Annotated in this window: 2 protein-coding genes; both read right to left on the bottom strand. The window is 67.2% G+C overall.

Features of this window, described 5'->3' with window-relative positions; translation table 11 throughout:
* Positions 1-108: 108 nt before the first annotated feature.
* Positions 109-3,141, bottom strand: a complete 3,033-nt coding sequence (locus ASF72_RS08650) for a glycoside hydrolase family 2 TIM barrel-domain containing protein (protein ID WP_082484165.1) — start codon at positions 3,139-3,141, stop codon at positions 109-111.
* 90 nt (positions 3,142-3,231) lie between these two features.
* Positions 3,232-4,260 carry a LacI family DNA-binding transcriptional regulator gene (locus tag ASF72_RS08645; RefSeq protein ID WP_056598074.1) on the bottom strand — a complete coding sequence of 343 codons (1,029 nt, stop codon included), beginning with the start codon at positions 4,258-4,260 and terminating at the stop codon, positions 3,232-3,234.
* Positions 4,261-4,286: the final 26 nt, after the last annotated feature.

The raw sequence follows: 4,286 nt of genomic DNA, 5'->3' as shown, positions 1-4,286 counted from the left end.
AAACCCCGCCAACACAAGGAAAACAAGGACCACCACCCCACCCAACACCCACACGAGACCAAATCCAGCCACTATGCAGTGAGTCACACACCAAAAGCGGTCGGGTTGTCAGCCTTTGACGCGCAGCTCCACACTGAAATCAGCTTCGCGGGGCCGCAGCCGGTAGGCCTCCAGGACACCGGGTCCGCAGGCAGCTGTCCCAACTCCCCGCAGCGCATGATCCACGTAGACGTAGGTCCGGCCATCCGGCACAAGGTCGTCCCGGTGGGCAGCAGCATCGAGGTGCTCCTGCGAGAAGGGCCGGACGGTCAGTGCGAAGGGGGCTCCCTGCACCTCGAAGCTGCCGGCGGCCAGTTCCACCGCCGCCTGGATAACCCCGGACCTGGCCCCGGACTCCTGCGGCCGGACATAGTCCTCGTTCATTGCCGTCGCCGGCAGCGCGTACCTGCCAAGCCGGGCGCCCTGCCCGGTGTCCGCATAGCTCTGGTGCGGACCCTGGCCAAACCAGCTCACTGCCTTTGCCTTTGAAGCCAGGACAAACTCCAGGCCGATCCGGGCCCACTCGACCGGCAACCCGCCGTCGATCCACTCTCCGTCAGGCCGGACCTGCGTGCGCAGGCCAACCCACTCGTTGTCACTGCTCCACGAGTAGTCAACCAGGACGCCGAACTGTTTGTCGGCCGCCGCCATGCGCGTCCTTACCGTAAGGATCTCGCCGCCCTCGGCGGTACGGTCCGCAGTGATGCCCAGCAGGCGGGAATGCAGCCGGTTGAGTCCGGCGTTGTGCCAGGCCGTCGACAGGGGAAGGTCGTCCCGGCCAAACCAGCCCCGGCCAAGGTCGTTGTCGGTGGGCGGCCACCACAGAACCAACCGGAAGTCCGCCACGGGGACGCCGCCAATTGAGACCGGCAGCCCGGTGGCGCGGTTGAACACCACTGCACCCAGCCGAAGTTCGGCCTGCTCCACGGCAACGCATTCGAGGGCCTGGTGCGCTGCGGCCGGAGCGCCGCTGAGGACACCCTGTCCCCAGGCAACTTCGTGGCCGGCGCCGGCCCAGTCCGAGTCGGCGGCCAGCACGGCGCTGACCGTCAGCACGGCCGCCCCGTCAAGGCCTGCAAGGCCGGCGGGCAGCGGAACTGTCGCTTCCGCACCCGGGTCCACCGCGGCTACGTCAAGCACACCCTCACGGATAACGTCGCCGCCCGGCGTGGTGCCGCCGTCGGACGTCACTGCGTACCGGAAGCTGAGCGCGGACGTGTCCGCGAAGTTGAATCCGTTCCGGACCGTGACGGTGGTCCAGTCCGCCGCCACGCCCAGGCGTACCGGCTCGATGACCTTCTTGAAATCGAGCAGCCCGGGCCGGGGCTTGCGGTTTGCGTCCACCAGGCCGTCGGTGACGAAGTTGCCGTCGTGGATTTCCTCGCCGAAGTCGCCACCGTACGCAAACTGTTCGCCGCCGTCCTTGGCAGGGACGGTGATCCCGTGCTCCAGCCATTCCCAGACGAATCCGCCCATGAGCCGCGGGTAGCGGTCAAAAAGCTCCTGGTACTCGGTCATGCCGCCCGGGCCGTTACCCATCGCGTGCACGTATTCGCACTGCACAAACGGCATGGCCCGGCGCCGGCTGTCCAGGGCGGGATCTGCCAGCGCTTCTTCTTTACCCTGCCCGATCAGCTCCGTCTCGGCGTGGTCCGCGTACATCCGCGAGTACACGTCGACGTAGGCCGAGCTCCAGTCACCCTCGTAGTGGATGGGTCGGCTGGGGTCGCGGTCCTTGGTCCAGCGGGACATCGCCTCAAGGTTCCGGCCGTTCCCGGATTCGTTGCCGAGGGACCACATGATCACCGAGGCATGGTTTTTGTCCCGCTCCACGGTCCGGCGCATCCTGTCCACCAGTGCCGATTCCCAGCGCGGATCGTCGCTGGGGTTCTGCTTCCAGCCAGCGTCAACAAAACCGTGTGTTTCGAGGTCGCATTCGAGGACCACATAGAACCCCAGCTGGTCCGCGAGGGCCAGGAATTCCGGATGCGGCGGGTAGTGGGAGGTACGGATGGCATTGATGTTGTGCTGCTTCATGAGCCGCAGCTCGGCCTCCACCACGTCACGGGGCACCACGCGGCCAAGGCGCGGGTGGTGCTCGTGCCGGTTGACGCCGCGTAGCAGGATGCGCTGGCCGTTGACTTTGAACTGCGCGTCCTCGATGGTGATGCTGCGGAAGCCCAGCTGAAGATCTACGGTTTCCCCTGCCGTGCTGACGGTGGCGGCGTAGAGGGCCGGCAGTTCCGCGGACCAGGGGCTGACGCCGGGGATCCGGTGTTCGGTGCCGGCTGCCAGTTCCAGGTTCAGCGCTGGGACGCGTACGACGGCGTCAATCGCCACGCCGGACCGGCCCGCCTCCACCCGGAGGATGCCTTCGCCGCTGCCGGCGTCGTATTCGGCGTGGACAAAGACGTCGTCGATGCCATCGGCGGGGCGGGCCTGCAGGGTGACGTCCCGGAAGATTCCGGGGAGCCACCACATGTCCTGGTCTTCCACGTAACTGGCGGCCGAAAACTGCGCCACCCGGACGGCAAGGGTGTTGGTGCCCGCCACCAGGACACCGGAGACGTCGAACTCATGGGCAAGCCTGCTGCCCCGGGTGGTCCCGAGTTCCACCCCGTTGAGCCACACCGTGGCCGCTGACTCGATGCCGTCGAAACGGAGCAGCGCAGCGGGGAGAAACTCCGGCCCTGCCGTGAACTCCGTCAGGTGGTCGCCGATGGGGTTGGCTTCGGGAACGTTGGGCGGTTCCACGGCGAACGGGAACTTGATGTTGGTGTAGGCGGGAGCGCCGTGGCCGTGCATGGACCAGCTGGACGGGACCGGCAGCCCGGTAAAGCCGGACAGGTCGCTGCCGTTCTGCCAGCCGTCCCCGGGAGCGGTGCGGATGCCATCACTGAGCCGGAAGTGCCACTCGCCGTTGAGGGAGAGCCTGGGGGCATCCGAGGTCAGGTAGGCGCGCGGTGGCAGGGTGCCGCGGGCAGGCTCCAGCGACGCAAGCTCCTTCACACCGGCAGCGCCCAGCTCGAGGCTGCGCGATGCCTGACCGGCGGTTTCGTCCGGGACGGCTTTGTCCGGAGCGGAGGGGGACTGGACTGACATGGGAATCCTCGCTGCAGGGGATGGAACAACTCCGTGAACGTTCACGATGCAGTATCAAGCCTAGCGGTTTACTTCGCGATTGAGTAGGCCCTACGCCGACTCCCGGTGAACCAACTCGTGCCGGAGGACCAGTGCCGATTGTTCCGTTCCCGCTGCCACGCCGCCGGACAGCAGGCCTTCAACGAGGCCGACGGCGGCACGCCCCACGGAGCGTAGGTCAAGGGACAGGGTGGTCAGCTCCGGTGAGGTCAGCTCACCCAGGGGTATGCCGTCCATGCCGATCACGGCGCAATCCCGGGGGACGCTGAGGCCGGCTTCCTGCAGTGCCTTGAGCGCCCCTGCTGCCATGAGGTCGTTGAACACCAGCAAGGCGTCCGGAGCGTCCTGGCCAGTAACCAAATCAAGCACTGCGGCCCGTGCTGCGGGCGCGGACGGGCCGGCAGCACGCCGGATGAGGGTGATGCCGAGTTGGTCCGCGACCGCGGCAACTGCGGTCCCCCTGCTGGCCGCAGGGCCGCCCTGGTCCGAATCCAGGAACGCGATCCTGGTGCGGCCGCTGTGCACGAGGTAGTCCAGCGCGAGCCTCGCAGCATGGTGGTAGTCGAAGGAGATCCTGCCGGCGGCCTGGCCGGCCGGGTAGTCAAGGCTGACCAGTGGACGCCTGCCCATGAGGGACTGGGCCTGGGCAGCATGGCTGCCCAGATATCCGATCAGCGCATCAACCTGGGGCGCCAGCCGTTCCACCGCATCGAGGGCTGTTGCCGTGCCGTGGCCGTAGTCGTCAACCACCACGTTCCAGCTCCGCTGGGTCGCTGCTTCCACCACGCTGGAGGCAAAGGCGGGGAAATAGGGGTTGGTCAGGTCGGGAATGGCGAGCCCCACTGACACCCGGGCGCCCTGGACCAGGCCTTTAGCGAACCGGCTGGGGCTGTAGCCCAGCTCAGCGGCAATGCCCTGCACCCGCTCCCTGGTGGCTGCACTGATGCCCGCCATGTTGTTCATGGCCCGGGTGACTGTTTGCCGGGAAACGCCGGCGGCGGCAGCCACATCAAGGATGGTGGCGCGCTTGGCAGGCTGCTGGTGGCGCTTGCCAGGCTGCTGGTGGGAGGTCCGGGTCATAGACGGCAAGTCTATGACCATATGGA

Origin of the sequence: Arthrobacter sp. Leaf141, from assembly GCF_001424565.1 — a bacterium.
Lineage (GTDB): Bacteria > Actinomycetota > Actinomycetes > Actinomycetales > Micrococcaceae > Arthrobacter.
This window is presented reverse-complemented; position numbering and strand designations above follow the sequence as displayed.

Bases quoted from the DNA above. Each gene is read 5' to 3' on its own strand.
- ASF72_RS08650 (WP_082484165.1), bottom strand. From the start codon at position 3,141: ATGTCAGTCCAGTCCCCCTCCGCTCCGGACAAAGCCGTCCCGGACGAA.
- ASF72_RS08645 (WP_056598074.1), bottom strand. From the start codon at position 4,260: ATGACCCGGACCTCCCACCAGCAGCCTGGCAAGCGCCACCAGCAGCCT.